Raw genomic sequence first — 15686 nt, 5'->3', positions numbered from 1 at the left:
GGTTGGTTTGATCCAGAACCCAGTCGCGTACACCATTCTTCGCTGATTTAGGTTAGTAAAGCTGACTTGAAGTAATCTGCTGTCCCCGTAAGGCATGATCCGTTCACAGCGGGAGGCCTGGCGTGGCGGATGATCCGATGCTCAAGTTCGTGGTGCAGCAGCAGGTTTACCCGGCGAAGCGCGAGGCGGATCTGCGCGCGCAGGACTTCCGCGAGATTGCAGACCGGTATGCCGTACCTGCCGCCGAGGATCAGGCGTCACGCTGTTCGCAGTGCGGCGTTCCCTATTGCTCGGTCCATTGTCCCCTGCACAACCATATTCCCGACTGGCTGCGGCTGACGGCCGAGGGACGGCTGCGCGAGGCGTACGAGCTGTCGAATGCCACCTCTACCATGCCGGAGATCTGTGGCCGCATCTGCCCGCAGGATCGGCTGTGCGAAGGCAACTGCGTCATCGAGTTTTCCGGCCATGGCGCGGTGACCATCGGGTCGGTGGAGAAGTTCATCACCGACACTGCATGGGCCGAGGGCTGGGTGGAGCCGGTGGCGGTCGGGCCTTCCCGAGGCCAGTCGGTTGGGGTGATCGGGGCAGGACCCGCCGGGCTGACCGCGGCGGAGTATCTGCGCGGTCACGGCTATGACGTCCATGTCTATGATCGGCACGACCGCGCCGGTGGCTTGCTGACCTATGGCATCCCCGGCTTCAAGCTGGAGAAGCCGGTGGTGATGCGCCGGATCGAGCGGCTGGCGAATGCCGGCATCCACTTCCACTATGGCTTCGCGGTGGGTGAGCAAGCGACGCTGGACGAACTGCGCCAGCGTCACGACGGCATTTTGATCGCGACGGGCGTCTACAAGGCGCGCCAGGTCGACGTCGGCGGCAACGAAACGCGTGGAGTGGTGCCCGCACTCGACTTCCTGACCGCCTCTAACCGCAAGGGGTTCGGTGACGCCGTGCCGGCCTTCGACGACGGTTCGCTCGATGCGGCCGGCAAGGATGTGGTGGTCATCGGCGGCGGCGACACGGCGATGGACTGTGTCCGCACCGCGATCCGTCAGGGTGCCCGGTCGGTCAAGTGCCTGTATCGCCGCGACCGCGCCAACATGCCGGGATCGCAGCGCGAAGTCGCCAATGCCGAGGAAGAGGGCGCGGAGTTCGTCTGGCTCTCGGCGCCCCTGTTGTTCGATGGCGACGGGGCGGTATCGTCGGTGCGGGCCAGTCGCATGCGGCTGGGTGCGCCCGACGCCAGCGGACGTCGGGCGCCAGAGATCGATCCCGGCGGCGAACTGGTGCTGCAGGCGGATCTGGTCATCAAGGCGCTGGGATTCGATGCCGAGGACCTGCCGACGCTGTGGGGCGCACCCGAGCTGGGCGTCAGCCGCTGGGGCACGGTGCTGGTAGACGGAAAGACGCTGATGACCTCGCTCGACGGCGTGTTCGCGGCGGGCGACATCGTCCGCGGTGCATCGCTGGTGGTGTGGGCCATCCGCGACGGCCGCGATGTCGCCGCATCGATGCACCGATGGCTGAAGGTGAAGGCGAAGGCCGAGAAGATGGCGGCATGATCCGCCTGCTGCTTCCCGCTGCGCTCACCTGCATGCCCGCGCCCGCTATGGCGCAGGTTGCCGCCGTGGCGGTGTCTGCGCCGGATCCTGCGCGACTGGCTGCCGCCCGGCGGGTGCTCGATACCCTGATGCCGCCCGCTACCCGCGATCAGATGATCCGGGGCATGATGGAGCCGCTGCTCGCCAACATCCGGCAGGGGATGACGCAAGATGCCAGCTTCACCCGTGCCATGGGCGACAACCCGGCCGTCGCCGCCGCCTTCGAGCGCTTCATGGCACAGCAGCACGCTCGCACCGTCGCCCTGATGCAGACGTCGCTGCCGGGGATGATCGAGGCGATGAGCCGCGCCTATGCCCGCCGGTTCGACGTCGTGCAGCTGGGCGACATCGAGCGATTCTTCCGGACGCCGACGGGCAGTGCTTACATGCAGGCGTCGATGACGATCATGGCCGATCCCGACGTCGCGGGCTGGCAGCGCACGATGATGGCCAATGCGATGAGCCATGTTCAGGAGGACGCCGCGTCCTTCGGCAAGGAGATCGCCGCCATACAGCAAGGTGAGAAGAAGTGATGACCGACCAGCGCGCCTATCTCGCCGAGCATGGCATGTACCGGCCCGATTTCGAGGGCGACGCCTGCGGCGTGGGCCTGGTCGCGGCGACCGATGGCAAGCCGTCGCGCCGCGTCGTCCAGTCCGCCGTCGATGCGCTGAAGGCAGTGTGGCATCGCGGTGCCGTCGACGCCGACGGCAAGACCGGCGACGGCGCCGGCATCCATCTCGACCTGCCGCACCGCTTCTTCGACGATGCGATCGCGGCGTCGGGGCACAAGGTCCGCACCAACCGGCTGGCGGTCGGCATGGTATTCCTGCCGCGAACCGACCTGGGCGCACAGGAGGATTGCCGGACGATCGTCGAGTCCGTGATCATCGAGGCGGGCTATACCATCTATGGCTGGCGGCAGGTGCCCGTCGACGTGTCGGTCATCGGGATGAAGGCGCAGGCGACCCGGCCGGAGATCGAGCAGATCATGATCGCCGGCCCGCTGCCGGAAGAGATGGACGAGGCGGAGTTCGAGAAGAACCTGTATCTGGTGCGTCGCCGGATCGAGAAGCGGGTGATCGCCGCGCAGATCAGCGGCTTCTACATCTGTTCGCTGTCGGCTCGCTCGATCGTCTACAAGGGGCTGTTCCTGGCGGAGAGCCTGTCGGTCTTCTACCCGGACCTGACCGACCAGCGTTTCGAAAGCCGTGTCGCGATCTTCCACCAGCGTTATTCCACCAACACCTTTCCGCAATGGTGGCTGGCGCAGCCGTTCCGCTGTCTGGCCCACAACGGCGAGGTCAACACGATCCGCGGCAACAAGAACTGGATGCTCAGCCACGAGATCCGGATGGCCTCGATCGCGTTCGGCGACAATTCCGAGGACATCAAGCCGGTGATCCCCGCCGGTGCGTCCGACACGGCGGCACTCGACGCGGTGTTCGAGGCGATCTGCCGCTCCGGCCGGGACGCGCCGACGGCCAAGCTGATGCTGGTGCCCGAGGCGCTGGACGAGCGCGGCGACTCGCCGGAGAGTCACCAGGCGATGTATCGCTATCTCGCAAGCGTCATGGAGCCGTGGGACGGACCGGCGGCGCTGGCGATGACCGACGGCCGCTGGGCGGTGGCCGGCATGGATCGCAACGCACTGCGCCCGCTGCGGTACACCCGCACCAACGATGGCCTGCTGATCGTCGGATCGGAGAGCGGGATGGTCGTGGTGCCCGAGAGCACGGTCGTTGCGAAGGGCCGGCTGGGGCCGGGGCAGATGATCGCCGTCGACCTGGAACAGGGCATCGTGCTCGAGGACCGGGCGATCAAGGACCGGATCGCGGGCGAGCAGGACTATGCCGCGATGACCGGCGAGTTCCTGACGCTGAAGGACCTGCCGCATCCGTCCGACGAGGCTGTCGTCCGCTATCCCCGCGCCGAGCTGGCGCGGCGGCAGGTCGCGGCTGGGCAGACGCTGGAAGACATGGAGCTGATCCTGGCGCCGATGGTCGACGGCGCCAAGGAAGCGATCGGATCGATGGGCGACGACACGCCGCTGGCGGTGATATCCGACAAGCCACGCCTGATCAGCCAGTTCTTCCGCCAGAACTTCTCGCAGGTGACGAACCCGCCGATCGACAGCCTGCGCGAGCGGCACGTCATGTCGCTGAAGACGCGGTTCGGCAATCTCGCCAACATCCTGGACGTGCGCGATCAGCGCGAGAAGGTGCTGGTGCTCGATTCGCCGGTGCTGACCGGCGAGGCCTGGGCACGGCTGAAGGCGCATTTCGGCCGTTCGGCGGCAGAGATCGACTGCACGTTCGAGGTCGATGGCGGTCCGGAAAAGCTGCGGGCGGCCATCCAGCGGATCCGCAATCAGGCCGAGCAGGCGGTGCGCGAGGGCCGGTCCGAGCTGTTCCTGACCGACGAGCATGTGTCGGAAGATCGGGTGGCGATCGCCGGCGTGCTGGCGGCGGCGGCGGTGCACACGCATCTCGTGCGCCGGGGATTGCGCTCCTACGCATCGATCAACGTGCGCACCGCCGAGTGCCTCGACACGCACTACTATGCCGTGCTGATCGGCGTCGGTGCGACGACGGTGAACGCCTATCTGGCGGAGGCGGCGATCGCCGACCGCCACGCCCGCGGGCTGTTCGGCGACCTGACGATCGATCAGTGCCTGCTGCGCCATCGCACCGCCGTCGAGGAGGGCTTGCTCAAGATCATCTCGAAGATGGGCATCGCCGTCATCTCGTCCTATCGCGGCGGATATAATTTCGAGGCGGTCGGGCTCAGCCGCGCGCTGGTCAACGACCTGTTCCCCGGCATGCCCGCCAAGATTTCGGGCGAGGGATACAACTCGCTGCATTACTCCGCGATCGTCCGGCACGAGGCGGCGTTCGACAGCGGCGTTGCGACGTTGCCGATCGGCGGCTTCTATCGCCAGCGGAACGGCGGCGAGACGCACGCCTATTCGGCGCAGCTGATGCATCTGCTCCAGACCGCGGTCGCGACCGACAGCTATTCCAGCTACCTGCAGTTCAGCCGCGGCGTCGCCGACCTGCCGCCGGTCTATCTGCGCGACCTGCTGCAGTTCAACTTTCCCGGCGAAGGCGTGCCGATCGACCAGGTCGAGGCGATCACCGAGATCCGCAAGCGCTTCGTGACGCCGGGCATGTCGCTGGGCGCGCTGTCGCCGGAGGCGCACGAGACGCTGGCGATCGCGATGAACCGCATCGGCGCCAAGGCGGTGTCGGGTGAGGGTGGCGAGGACAAGGCGCGCTACACCCCGTACGACAATGGCGACAACGCCAATTCGGGCGTCAAGCAGATCGCGAGCGGCCGGTTCGGCGTGACCGCCGAATATCTGAACGCCTGCGAGGAGATCGAGATCAAGGTCGCGCAGGGTGCCAAGCCCGGCGAGGGCGGGCAGTTGCCCGGGTTCAAGGTGACCGAGTTCATCGCGCGCCTGCGCCACGCGACGCCGGGGGTGATGCTGATCAGCCCGCCGCCGCACCACGACATCTATTCGATCGAGGATCTGGCCCAGCTCATCTACGACTGTAAGCAGATCAATCCGCGCGCGCGGGTGTGCGTGAAGCTCGTTTCGTCGGCCGGGATCGGCACGGTGGCGGCGGGCGTGGCGAAGGCGCATGCCGACGTCATTCTGGTGTCCGGCCATGTCGGCGGCACCGGCGCCTCCCCGCAGACCAGCATCAAATATGCCGGCACGCCGTGGGAGATGGGGCTGTCGGAGGTCAACCAGACGCTGACGCTGAACGGCCTGCGCGGGCGTATCCGCCTGCGCGCGGACGGCGGGCTGAAGACCGGGCGCGACATCGTGATCGCGGCGATCCTGGGCGCGGAGGAGTTCGGCATCGGTACGCTGAGCCTCGTGGCAATGGGATGCATCATGGTGCGCCAGTGCCATTCGAACACCTGCCCGGTCGGCGTGTGCGTGCAGGACGAGCGGCTGCGTGCCAAGTTCACCGGCACGCCCGAGAAGGTCATCAACCTGATGACCTTCATCGCCGAGGAGGTGCGCGACATCCTGGCACGGCTGGGCTGCAAGTCGCTGGACGAGGTGATCGGGCGGACCGAATTCCTGCGGCAGGTGAGCCGCGGCGCCGAGCATCTCGACGATCTCGACCTGAACCCGATCCTGGCCAAGGTCGATGCGACCGACGCCGAGCGTCGGTTCAGCCTGTCGACGTTCCGCAACGAGGTGCCGGACAGCCTGGACGCGCAGATCATCAAGGACGCCGCGGCGGTCTTCTCGCGGGGCGAGAAGATGCAGCTGACCTATTCGGTGCGCAACACCCACCGCGCGGTCGGCACCCGGCTGTCGAGCGAGATCACGCGCAAGTTCGGCATGTCGAAGCTGGCGGACGGTCATGTCACGATCCGGCTGCGCGGGTCGGCTGGCCAGTCGCTGGGCGCGTTCCTGTGCAAGGGCGTGACGCTGGAGGTGTTCGGCGACTCCAACGATTATGTCGGCAAGGGGCTGTCGGGCGGCAAGATCGTCGTCCGCCCGGCGGTGTCGTCGCCGCTCGCCAGCCAGGACAACACGATCATCGGCAACACCGTGCTGTACGGCGCGACCAGCGGCACGCTGTTCGCGGCGGGGCAGGCGGGCGAGCGCTTCGCGGTCCGCAACTCGGGCGCGGTCGTGGTGGTCGAGGGCTGCGGCGCGAACGGCTGCGAGTACATGACCGGGGGCACCGCGGTGGTGCTGGGCAGCGTGGGCGCCAATTTCGGGGCGGGCATGACCGGCGGCATGGCGTTCGTGTACGACCGTGACGGCAGTTTCGAGCGGCGGGCCAATCCCGACAATATCGTGTGGCAGCGACTGGCGAGCCAGCATTGGGAGAACCAGCTGTACATGCTGATCAGCCAGCATGCGGCCGCGACCGACAGCAAATGGTCGAAGGGGCTGCTGGACGACTGGGACCGGGTCGCGGGCCATTTCTGGCAGGTGGTGCCCAAGGAGATGCTGACCCGCCTGGCCCATCCGCTGGACGACCGGGCCGAGGCGGCGGAGTAGATCGCCACTTGGAACAATGCCGCGGGTCCGCCTACAGAGGCAGGCATGTGGCAGTTGTACCAGTTTCCGATTTGTCCGTTCAGCCGGAAGGTCCGCCTCCTTTTGGGCGAGAAGGGCGTCGGGTACGAACTGGTGCGCGAATCGCCGTGGACGCGGCGCGACGAGTTCGTCGACATGAACCCGGCGGCGCAGACGCCGGTGATGGTCGACCCGGATCGCGGCATCCTGCTGATCGATTCGCAGGCGATCGCGGAATATTTCGAGGAGACCGTCGACAAGGCGGCGATGATCAACGGCACCGCGACCAACCGTGCCGAGATCCGGCGGCTGGTGACGTGGTTCGATTCGCAGTTCTTTCGCGACGTGACGGGGCCGTTGCTGCACGAGCGGCTGGTGAAGCGGATCGCGCAGCGCGCGACGCCCGACGCGCGGGCGTTGCGGGAGGCGATGAAGGGCGCGGTCGGGCATCTGGACTATACCGATTACCTGCTCGACCACCGGCAGTGGCTGGGTGGCGCGACGATGAGCCTGGCGGACCTGACCGCGGCGGCGCACATCTCGGTCGCCGACTATCTGGGCGGAATCGACTGGAAGGGGCACGAGCAGACCGCCCGCTGGTATCGCGGGCTGAAGAGCCGGCCGTCGTTCCGCCCGCTGCTGGCCGAGCGGATGGAGCTGGTCGGGCCGCCAAGCCATTACGACAACCCGGATTTCTGACGTGACGATCGCGTTCGACGACTTCCTGAAGGTCGACATCCGCGTCGGCACGATCGTAGCGGCCGAGCCGTTCCCGGAAGCGCGCAAGCCGGCGATCAAGCTGACGATCGACTTCGGCGGCGATATTGGCCGCAAGCGATCCTCGGCGCAGATCACCGCGCATTACACGCCCGAGACGCTGGTCGGCCGGCAGGTCGCCGCCGTCGTCAACTTCCCGCCCCGGCAGATCGGGCCGATGATGTCGGAGGTGTTGACCTTGGGATTTCCCGATGCGGACGGCGAGGTGGTGCTGATCGGCCCGAGCGTGCCGGTGCCGGACGGCGGACGGCTGTTCTGAGCCGCGAATGTTGAGGAAGTTTACGGTCGTGCGCGGTTGCCGTCGAGGCGGCGGCAGGCGTTAGCGCAGCCTCGTCAACAGGTTGGCAGCGGTGCGGCGATATCGTCTTGCGGCCGGCCGACGCCCGAATGTTGCGACAGTCATGCTGTCGTAACGTCGGCGGGATCGCGGCGGACGGGCAGGGAGGCGGGGTCGAGCGCATCGCCCCTCTGTACGCCAGAGGGCGGTGCGTAGGACAGCGGCACCCCCGGCCCGTCCGCCGGCGTCGGCGTCGTCGGATCAGCGGCCGGCGAGGATGCAGAAGGCGAGCAACGGCCCGCCCAGCAGCACGATCAGGAGCAGCAGGCGGAGATGAACGGCGCGGCCCAGCGCCCGCCGGGCGGCCGCGGCCGGGTTCGCCGGCAGCGGGTTCGACGGAGCGTCCGGGTGGATGGCCCCCGGCCGCCGCGATGCCGATGCGTCAGGTTGCGGGGTATTGAACGCGGGATAGTTGGCGGCCCGATCGGCCGATCCGGTCATGTCTTCCATGTCGACTGCCTTCGCTTACTCGATGTCGCCGATGCGCAAGGCGCAACGGACAGGATGGTTCGAATAAGATCCCGGGCGTGGCCGGCAGAGCGCCGGACCAGCCCGGGCTAACCGCGCGCGGCGAGTTGGCCGGCGTGGTGGCGAAAGCGCCGATATGTCGCAGGTGCGGACATGACGGGGAGGTTATCGACGGCAGAATGGATGTCAAGTACGGCCGGAGGTGGCGGTCAAGACACTGATCTGGGGCGATTTTACAGGAACCGGCGCCGCATCGCCGCCATTACATGCGCGACTGTGCATCTCCCTGTCCGTCCGCTGCGCAGGAGGTGGGAAGATCCCGGCCGAAGGCCGGAGTGTGGATGCGCGCCTATCCCTCCAGGCTCTTCGATGCCTGTTCGAACATGTCCTTCGACAGGGCGGGCGTGGCGACGATGCGTTCCAGTTCGGCCTGCATCTGTGCCGACCGCTTCTCGTCGAAACGGCGCCAGCGGCCGAGCGGTGGAAGCAGTTTGGCCGCGGTCTGCGGATTGAGCCTGTCGAGCGCGATCAGCTGGTCGGCGAGGAAGCGGTAACCGCGTCCGTCGGGCTGGTGGAAGGCGCGCTGGTTGACGCCGAACGCCCCGACCAGGCTGCGGGCGCGATTGGGGTTGGCGAGCGAGAAATCCGGGTGCCGCGCCAGTTCCTCGACGATCGCGGCGGTGTCCGCGCGGCTGGACAGCGCCTGGGTCTGGAACCACTTGTCCAGCACCAGCGGATTGTCGGCGTAACGGTTGTAGAAGATGTCGAGCGCCGCCTCGCGCTCGGGATAGTCGCCATTGGCCAGCGTCGTCATGGCGGCCATCCGGTCGGTCATGTTGTCGGCCGCCTCGAACTGGCGGAAGGCGAGCGCGCCGGTTTCGGGATCGCCAGCCGCGGCGGTATAGCCGAGTGCGACGCCGCGCAGGCGACGCTTGCCCTTCGCCTCCGGCGTATAGGCGTAGGCGCCCTGATGCAGCACCAGATACAGCTGGCGCCAGCTGTCGGCCAGCTCGCGCCCGATGTCCCGGCGCAGCGCCTCACGCGCGCGGTGCACCGCCTCCGGATCGACGACCGCCAGCTGGTCGCCGATGAACCCCTCCGACGGCAGCAGCACCGCCTCTGCGAGGAAGGCATGGTCGAGGCCCGGATCCTCCAGCGTGTGGAGGATGGCGGCGACCACCGCGGCGTGATCCGCCGCCCCCTCGATCGCGCCGGCGACCAGCGTGTCGAGCATCAGTTGCTGCATCGCCTCGTACCGGGCGAAGGGATCGTCGTCATGCGCGGACAGGAAGGCGAGATCGGCGGCGCTGCGATCGCTCTCGATCACGACCGGGGCGGAGAAGCCGCGATTGATCGACAGCACCGGGCGTTCCGTAATCGCCTCGAACGTCACCGTCTCGGCCGGCTGGTCGAGCAGGACCAATCGTTCGTCGGTCAGCGCGCGGCCGGTCTCCGCGCCGAACAGGCGGATCTTCAGCGGGAGGACCATCGGCTGCTTGTCGGGCTGACCCGGGGTCGCCGGGACGCGCTGGGCCAGGCGCAGCGTGGCGCGGCCGCCACCGGCCGCATGATCGATGCTGGCCGAAACGCGCGGGGTGCCGGCCTGCCCGTACCAGAGGCGGAACTGCGCCAGATCCTGGCCCGACGCCTCTTCCATGCAGGCGACGAAATCCTCGCAGGTGGCGGCCGTCCCGTCGAACCGGGTGAAATAGAGGTCGGTCGCGGCGCGAAAGGCGGTCGGGCCCACGATGGTCGCCATCATCCGGATCAGCTCCGCCCCCTTGTTGTAGATGGTGGCGGTGTAGAAGTTGCTGATCTCCTGATACGCATCGGGGCGGACCGGATGGGCGAGGGGGCCGGCATCCTCCGGGAACTGCGCCGCCCGCAGCGAGCGGACATCCTCGATCCGCTTGACCGCGGGCGATCCCTGATCGGCGGAGAAGCCCTGATCGCGATAGACGGTGAACCCCTCCTTCAGCGACAGCTGGAACCAGTCGCGGCAGGTGATGCGGTTGCCCGACCAGTTGTGGAAATATTCGTGCGCGACGACTGCGGCGATGCCGTCGTAATCATAGTCGGTGGCAGTATCAGGATCGGCGAGGATGTAGCGGCTGTTGAAGATGTTCAGCCCCTTGTTCTCCATCGCGCCGAAATTGAAATCGTCGACCGCGACGATGTTGAACACGTCGAGGTCGTATTCGCGGCCATAGACGCGCTCGTCCCACGCCATCGACAGCTTCAGCGCGTGGAGCGCGTGGTCGGTGCGCGACAGGTCGGCGGCGCGGACCCAGATGCCCAGCTGAACCTGCCGGCCCGACCGGGTGGTGAAGGTACCGCGATTGACCGCCAGATCGCCCGCGACCAGCGCGAAGAGATAGGAGGGCTTGGGAAAGGGATCGTTCCACTCCGCCCAATGGCGGCCATCGTCCAGGTCGCCGCGATCGACCGGATCGCCGTTGGCGAGGAGGACGGGGAAGCGCGCCTTGTCCGCGGTCATCCGCACGCGGTAGCGGCTGAGCACGTCGGGGCGATCCGGGAAGAAGGTGATGCGGCGGAAACCCTCCGCCTCGCACTGGGTGCACAGGTTCCCGCCCGAGGCATAGAGCCCCATCAGCTGGGTGTTGCGATCGGGCGCGATCGTCACCTCCGTCCCGACGGTGTGCGCGTCGCCGGACAGGGGGATGACCAGCTGTTCGCCCTCGATCCGCCAGTCGTTCACCTGCGCGCCGTCGACCGTCACCGACAGCGGTTCCTGACCGGCGCCGTCGAGGCGCAGCGGCTCGGCATGGGCGCCGTTGCGCGTGACCGACAGGGTGGCGCGGACGCGGGTGGCGGCAGGGTCGAGATCGACGTCCAGCCGCGTTTCGGGCACCAGCCACGCCGGCGGGCGATAATCCCCGCGCAGGGTAACGGCGGGCGTCTGGGCGAGGCTCTGCTGGATGTCCATGTGCTGAATATAGCCGAGACGGTTGCTTGTTCCACCGCTTGCGTGCGTCTGTCGCCGTGCTACCCCGCCGGCCTGTTCGAAGGACCCGACCCGATGCATCGTTTCTCCGCCGCGCTGGCCGCGCTGGCGCTCTCTGCCGCAGCGGCCGGCGCCGCCGCGCCCGATCCCGTCGCGATCAATGCGCAGATCACCGCGCCGCTGCCGCCGGCCGAGGCGGCGATGAAGGCGCATGTCATGTTCCTGGCGTCGGACGCGATGAGGGGACGCGAGGCGGGCAGCCCGGAATACGACATCGCGGCGCAGTATGTGGCGGCGCAATTCTATGCCGCGGGGCTGCGCCCGGGCGGCGATGCGGGCGGGTATCTGCAGCGCGTGCCGCTGGTTACCTACAAGCCGGCCGGGCAGGGCAGCTTCGTCTGGAGCGCGACCGGAAAGGCACCGCGGCCGCTGGTGTTCGGGACCGATTTCGTGCCGGCGGGCGATCCCGCACGGACGGAGACCAGCGTGTCGGCACCGGTGGTGTTCGTCGGCTGGGGCATCGATGCGGCCAGGCAGGGCGTTGACAGCTATGCCGGGGCCGACGTGCGCGGAAAGATCGTCGCCTATGTGCGCGGCGCGCCCGCGTCGCTGGACGGTGAGGAGCGGGCGTTCTTCGGGCAGGACGCGCAGAAGCTGCGCATGGCGGCGGCGCGCGGCGCCGTGGGCGCGGTGCTGATCGCCGATCCCAACGCCGCCCCCGGCGCGATGGCCGGCCCTGCCGCCCGCTACGATGCCGGGCGGATGACCTGGGCGGAGGCGAACGGGCGGGCCAACACCACGGCGCCGGCCACGCCGCTGCTCGGCACGCTGTCGCCGGCGGCGGGTCAGGCGATCTTCGCCGCCGACTGGGCCGGGATCGCGGCGGCGGCACGGGCGAGTGCACCGCGATACCGCCCGGTGCGCGCGGCCGGAACGCTGACCGTGGCGCTGCGCACCGCGTTCGAGCCGGCGGCGAGCAGCAACGTCGTCGGCCTGCTGCCCGGCAGCGATCCGGTGCTGGCGCGCCAGATCGTCGTGCTGTCGGCGCACCTCGACCATATCGGTGTGTCGGGCACGGGCGAGGGCGACCGGATCAACAACGGCGCGCTGGACAATGCGATCGGCATCGCCAGCCTGATCGAGGAGGCGAAGCGCTTCACCGGCACGCCGCCCAGGCGCACGCTGATGTTCCTGGCGGTGACCGCGGAGGAGAAGGGGCTGGTGGGCGCCGATTACTTCGCGCAGCACCCAACGGTGGCGCGCGACCGGCTGGTCGCCGACGTCAATCTGGACATGCCGATGCTGCTGTACCGGTTCAGCGACATGAACGTGTACGGCGCCGACCGGTCGACGCTGGGCCCGATCGTCGCGCGCGCGGTGCAGGCGGGGGGCGCGACGATGTCGCCCGATCCCGCGCCCGAGCAGGGGTTCTTCGTCCGGTCTGACCATTTCCGCTTCGTCCAGCAGGGCATCCCGTCGGTGTTCCTGTGGCCGGGGCGTGCGGGCGAGGGGAAGGCGGCGTCGGAGAAGTTCCTGTCGACCTGCTATCACCGGCCCTGCGACGACCTGACCCAGCCGATCCTGTGGGATCAGGGCGTGCGCTTCGTCGACATCAACTATCGCATCGCGCGCGAGATCGCCGATGCGCCCGAGCGGCCGGTGTGGAACAGGGGCGATTATTTCGGAACGCTCTACAAGGGACCGATGGCGCGCAAGTGAGCCGGCTGCTGATCTTCGGACGGGGATATGCTGCGCAGGCGGTGGCGGCGCGGCTGGACGGCTGGCACGTCGTCGGCACGACGCGCGACGGGCGGGACGGGACGATCCGGTTCGACGATGAGGACGCGATCGCGGCGGAGATGGCGGCGGCGACGCATATCCTGTCGTCGGTGCCGCCCGCCGACGGGATCGATCCGGTGCTGGCCCGCCATGGCGGGGCGGTGGCACGATCGCGGGCGTGGATCGGCTATCTGTCGTCCACCGGCGTCTACGGCGATGCGGGCGGCGCGTGGGTGGACGAGACCGCGCCGGTGACCGGCCGCCGCGGGCCCCGGAACCGGGCGGATGCGGACTGGCTGGCGATCGGCGCGCGCGTGTTCCGCCTGCCCGGCATCTACGGCCCCGGCCGCTCGCCGCTGGACCGGGTGCGCGAGGGCAAGGCGCACCGCGTCGACGTGCCAGGACAGGTGTTCAGCCGGGTGCATGTCGACGACATCGCCAGCGGCGTGATCGCCGGGTTCGGCGGACCGGCGGGGGCGTACAACCTGGCCGACGACCGGCCGTGCTCGCAGAACGAGGTCGTCGTCTTCGCCGCCGCGCTGATCGGCCTGCCGCCGCCGCCGTTCGTGGCGCTGGACAGCCTGTCGCCGATGGCGCGCGCCTTCTATGCCGAGAACCGGCGGGTGGCGGCGCGAAAGGCGAAGGCCGTGCTGGGCTGGGCGCCGCGCTGGCCCGACTACCGCGCCGGCCTGCGCGCCCTGAGCGCCACGACCAGGCCGATGCCGGTCAGGACCGACCCGGCGGCGGCCAGCGTCGACCAGCGATAGCCCTCGAACAGGGTGGACAGCAGCATCGCGATGACGGGCACGATGACGCTCGAATAGGCCGCCTTGGCCGGCCCGATCGTGCGCAGGACATTGTAGTAGAGCGCAAAAGCGAGCGCCGATGCGAAGACGCCCAGATAGACGATGCCGGCGAGATAGCCGAGCCGCGTCTCGATCACGGGCGGTCCGGTCAGCGACCAGGCGACGGCCGCGTTCATCGCCGCGCCGATCAGCATCGCGACAGCCAGCATCGGCGCCATCGGATAGCGGGCGGCGGTGCGGGTCGCCTGCATCACGTTGGCGCAGGACGCCGACAGGATCGCCAGCAGTGTGAGGCCGATGCCGGTCATCACCCGCGACGGACCGGCGGGATCGGCCCGCGCCTCGTGCACGAAGAGGAGCACGATGCCGGCCATCGCGACGGCCGAGCCCAGCACCAGCTGCCGGCCGAGCCGCTGGCCCAAAAAGACGCGCGCGAGCAGCGCATTGGGCACGAGGAGCAGGGCGAAGATCACCGCTACCAATCCCGAGGTGATGAACGCCTCCGCCCGGTAGACGAAGTTGAAGTTCAGGCAGAACTGCATCAGCCCCAGCAATGCCGCGAACGCCCAGCCGCGACCGTCGAGGCGGAGCGGCTCCCGCCGGGACAGCGCCCAGCCGGCCATGACGAGCCCCGCCACTAGGAAGCGGTAGGTGACCGACCAGCTGGGCGGCACCACCGCGATCTGGTCGCGGATGACGAGCCAGGTCGACCCCCAGATCAGCGTGACGATCGCGAAGGGGATCAGGATCCGCGCCCGCGTCGAGTTGGGCCGGGAGGGGAAGCCCGTGCTCAAAGCGCGGCGATCGCGTCGGCGAAACGGGCCAGGTCGCCCCGGTCGCTGTTCCAGGCGGTGACGAAGCGCACCTCGCCCTCCGCCCAGTCGTAGAAATCGAAGCCGGCGGCGCGCAGGCGGGCGGCCTCTTGCGGGGTGGCGCGCAGGAAGACCTCGTTCGCCTCGACCGGGTGGATCAGCCGGTCGCCCGCCGCCGCGGCGAGGAGTGCCGCCCCCTCGTTCGCGGCGCGACCGTTGGCGAGCCACAGGTCGTCGTCGAGCATTGCCAGGATCTGCGCGGCGAGGTAGCGCCCCTTCGACAGCAGCAGCCCGGCGCGCTTGCGCCGGCGATACGAGTCGCGGGCGAGCGCGGGATCGAAGAAGACCAGCGCCTCCGCGCTCATGCCGCCGTTCTTGACGAAGCCGAACGACAGCGCGTCGACCCCGGCCCGCCATGTCATGTCGGCGGGAGAGCAGCCGGCGGTCGCCATCGCGTTGGCGAACCGGGCCCCGTCCATGTGGAAGCGCCAGCCCCGTGCCCGGCACAACTCTCCGATCGCTGCCACCTCCGGCGCGCGGTAGACCAGGCCGTATTCGGTGGCGTTGGTGATCGAGACGGCGTGCGGCTGAACCCGGTGGACGTCGTTTGCGATGGCGTCGGCGACCCGTGCGATGCCGGCGGGCGTCAATTTGGCGCCGGCACCCTCGGCCAGCATCAGCTTCGCGCCATGGGTATAGAATTCGGGCGCGCCGCCCTCGTCGTTCTGGATGTGCGCGTCGCGGTGGCAGATCACGCCGCCATGGGGCGGACACATCGCCGCGAGCGCCAGGCAGTTGGCCGCCGTTCCGGTCGGCACCCAGAGCGTTCGCACCTCGTGCTCGAACAACGCGCCGAGCCGATCGTCGAGCGACGCCGACCAGCGATCCCCGTCATAGGCCGTATCGAGCGTGTCGGCGGCGGCCATGGCGGCGAAGACCTGCGGATGAACCGGGGCGGCATTATCGGAGAAAAAGCGCATGCCCGCGCCTTTACGAGCGACCGGGACGGCGATCCACCTTCGATTGCCGGTCACCATCGCGGCGGTGCCCGGGCGGCGATCGCATCGTCCACTCCTGCCGGT

The 15686-nt window shown here is 68.7% G+C and carries 11 protein-coding genes; 7 read left to right on the top strand and 4 right to left on the bottom strand.

What is annotated here, in order from left to right:
* The first annotated feature begins 122 nt into the window (after positions 1-122).
* The 5 genes from ABC319_RS09360 to ABC319_RS09340 are packed head-to-tail and all read left to right on the top strand — an operon-like array spanning position 123 to position 7696.
* Positions 123-1565, top strand: a complete 1443-nt coding sequence (locus tag ABC319_RS09360; RefSeq protein WP_413069961.1) for an NAD(P)-dependent oxidoreductase — start codon at positions 123-125, stop codon at positions 1563-1565.
* Positions 1562-2137: a DUF2059 domain-containing protein gene (locus ABC319_RS09355; protein WP_413069960.1), complete on the top strand. Its 576-nt coding sequence runs from the start codon at positions 1562-1564 to the stop codon at positions 2135-2137. The genes ABC319_RS09360 and ABC319_RS09355 overlap by 4 nt, the downstream gene beginning before the upstream one ends.
* Positions 2137-6642 carry a glutamate synthase large subunit gene (gltB, locus tag ABC319_RS09350; protein WP_413069959.1) on the top strand — a complete coding sequence of 1502 codons (4506 nt, stop codon included), beginning with the start codon at positions 2137-2139 and terminating at the stop codon, positions 6640-6642. Before ABC319_RS09355 ends, gltB begins: the two co-directional genes overlap by 1 nt.
* A gap of 45 nt (positions 6643-6687) precedes the next feature.
* Entirely contained in the window at positions 6688-7359 is a 672-nt protein-coding gene (locus ABC319_RS09345; RefSeq protein ID WP_413069958.1) for a glutathione S-transferase family protein, read from the top strand.
* 1 nt (position 7360) lies between these two features.
* Positions 7361-7696: a tRNA-binding protein gene (locus ABC319_RS09340; RefSeq protein ID WP_413069957.1), complete on the top strand. Its 336-nt coding sequence runs from the start codon at positions 7361-7363 to the stop codon at positions 7694-7696.
* Between the two features lie 279 nt (positions 7697-7975).
* Here ABC319_RS09340 and ABC319_RS09335 read toward each other — a convergent pair whose 3' ends face one another.
* Together ABC319_RS09335 and pepN are read right to left on the bottom strand one after the other, a co-directional pair.
* Positions 7976-8224, bottom strand: a complete 249-nt coding sequence (locus ABC319_RS09335; RefSeq protein ID WP_413069956.1) for a hypothetical protein — start codon at positions 8222-8224, stop codon at positions 7976-7978.
* Positions 8225-8591: 367 nt separating this feature from the next.
* On the bottom strand, positions 8592-11189 hold the full coding sequence (gene pepN / locus ABC319_RS09330; RefSeq protein ID WP_413069955.1) for an aminopeptidase N: 2598 nt from the start codon (positions 11187-11189) through the stop codon (positions 8592-8594).
* A gap of 93 nt (positions 11190-11282) precedes the next feature.
* Here pepN and ABC319_RS09325 point away from each other — a divergent pair, with 93 nt between their 5' ends.
* A complete protein-coding gene (locus tag ABC319_RS09325; protein ID WP_413069954.1) occupies positions 11283-12926 on the top strand; it encodes a M28 family peptidase in 1644 nt (547 codons plus the stop codon).
* Positions 12923-13753 (top strand): Rossmann-fold NAD(P)-binding domain-containing protein, encoded by an 831-nt coding sequence (locus ABC319_RS09320; protein ID WP_413069953.1) that lies wholly within the window; start codon positions 12923-12925, stop codon positions 13751-13753. Before ABC319_RS09325 ends, ABC319_RS09320 begins: the two co-directional genes overlap by 4 nt.
* On the opposite strand, the gene ABC319_RS09315 is transcribed toward ABC319_RS09320, so the two are convergent.
* A complete protein-coding gene (locus ABC319_RS09315; RefSeq protein WP_413069952.1) occupies positions 13663-14586 on the bottom strand; it encodes a DMT family transporter in 924 nt (307 codons plus the stop codon). The genes ABC319_RS09320 and ABC319_RS09315 overlap by 91 nt on opposite strands.
* Positions 14583-15584 (bottom strand): threonine aldolase family protein, encoded by a 1002-nt coding sequence (locus ABC319_RS09310; RefSeq protein WP_413069951.1) that lies wholly within the window; start codon positions 15582-15584, stop codon positions 14583-14585. The genes ABC319_RS09315 and ABC319_RS09310 overlap by 4 nt, the downstream gene beginning before the upstream one ends.
* Between the last annotated feature and the right edge of the window lie 102 nt (positions 15585-15686).

This window comes from Sphingomonas phoenicis (assembly GCF_047238005.1).
Taxonomy (GTDB): domain Bacteria; phylum Pseudomonadota; class Alphaproteobacteria; order Sphingomonadales; family Sphingomonadaceae; genus Sphingomonas.
Note: the sequence above shows the minus strand (reverse complement) of the source record. Positions and strands in the feature narration are given on the sequence as shown.